Here is a 1,566-nt window from a genome sequence, read left to right on the forward strand (position 1 = left end):
CAGACTGTGTGAAAACCTAGCAATCTGCGCAGCGCTCAAAGAAAATGCTCCGTATCGAAAGATACGGAGCATTTTTCGTTATGGCCTACATCCAGGGACAGTCCCGCAGCCAGACCAGCCTGTTTCCGGTCTCGCTGGAAGAGTTGATCCCCGAGGATCACCTCGTTCGCGTTATCGATCTTTACGTCGCCAAGCTGGATCTGGCTCGACTGGGCTTTGATAAAGCACTTCCCAAAAGCACCGGCCGTCCCTCTTACGATCCAGCGGATCAGCTCAAACTCTACCTCTACGGCTATTTCCAGCGGATTCGCTCATCACGACGGCTCGAAGCCGAGTGCCAGCGCAACGTCGAAGTGATGTGGCTGATCAATCGACTCAAGCCTGATTTCAAGACCATCGCCGATTTCCGTAAAGACAACAAAGCCGCTTTTATCGCGACGTGCCGGGCCTTCGTGCAGTTTTGCCGCACAGCGGGGCTGATAACCGGCGAGCTGGTGGCCATTGATGGCAGCAAATTTCAGGCGGTCGCCTCTTCACGGCGTCATATGAATTTGAAGCGGCTCCAACATCAAGAGCAGAAGCTGGAGAAGCGCATCGCCCACTATTTGGCAGAGCTGGACGAGGCAGATAAAACCGAAGCCGGCGAGAAGATTGACCGCAATGCAATCAAGGCGACTTTGGCGCAACTTGAAGTCAGGCATTCCAATAACTTGACGTGCCAGGCGCTGATGAAATCCATGGAGCTTGAGCAATTCAATACCCACGAAAGCGATGCGCGAATGCTGCGAACGCACAAAGGGCCTCGGGTCGGGTACAACGTGCAGACAGCCGTGGACGCTGAAAACTGCATGATCGTGCATCATGAAGTGACTCAGGACAGCGATGATCGCAAGCAACTTGAACCGATGGCCAAGGCCGCCAAGGAACAACTTTCGCAGGATGAACTGACGGTCACCGCGGATGCGGGCTATTCCAATGGCAAGCAGTTCCAGGCATGTGAGGATGAGAACATCACGGCTTATGTGCCTGTGGCGCGATCACTCAACTCCTGCGGCAAGGAACAGATATTTTTCGATCGAACAGCATTTGCCTACGATGCGTCGCAAGATCGATATCAATGCCCTGCCGGAAAATGGCTGATCTTTAAGCAGATCAGCAATAAAGGCCGGATCTACCAAGCGAAGGTCAGCGACTGCGCAAGCTGCACGATTAAAGCGAAGTGCACCGACGCCAAACGCCGATACATCTCGCGCCATCTGCACGAACAGGCTTTCGAGCGAATGGAGCAGCGAATGCAGGCGCATCCCGAAATGATGGTCAGCCGACGATCCATCGTCGAACATCCCTTCGGCAACCTTAAACAGTGGTTATTTGGTAACGCTCGATTCTTGCTGCGACAGCTTGAAGGCGCGAGAGCTGAAATGGCCTTGGCGGTGAACGCCTACAACCTGAAAAGAGCAATTAACGTGTTGGGCGTGCGCCAGATGATGGCGCTGATGGGCTGAAACGCCTTTTTTCGTCTGCTGTGAGCACAAAAGCAAACGCCCCGAACAAGTCGGGGCGTTT

At 53.9% G+C, this 1,566-nt stretch carries 1 protein-coding gene; it reads left to right on the forward strand.

The window, feature by feature from the left end; all coding sequences use genetic code 11:
- Positions 1 to 80: 80 nt before the first annotated feature.
- Entirely contained in the window at positions 81 to 1,505 is a 1,425-nt protein-coding gene (locus tag AAEZ10_RS27145; RefSeq protein ID WP_160769306.1) for an IS1182 family transposase, read from the forward strand.
- The last annotated feature ends 61 nt before the right edge of the window (positions 1,506 to 1,566 follow it).

Origin of the sequence: Pseudomonas sp. H26/SER47-MNA-CIBAN-0231 (assembly GCF_040310465.1) — a bacterium.
Classification (GTDB): domain Bacteria; phylum Pseudomonadota; class Gammaproteobacteria; order Pseudomonadales; family Pseudomonadaceae; genus Aquipseudomonas; species Aquipseudomonas atacamensis.

What these genes read in the sequence shown, in the direction of transcription:
- AAEZ10_RS27145 (WP_160769306.1), top strand. Translation starts at nt 81, where the DNA reads ATGGCCTACATCCAGGGACAGTCCCGCAGCCAGACCAGCCTGTTTCCG.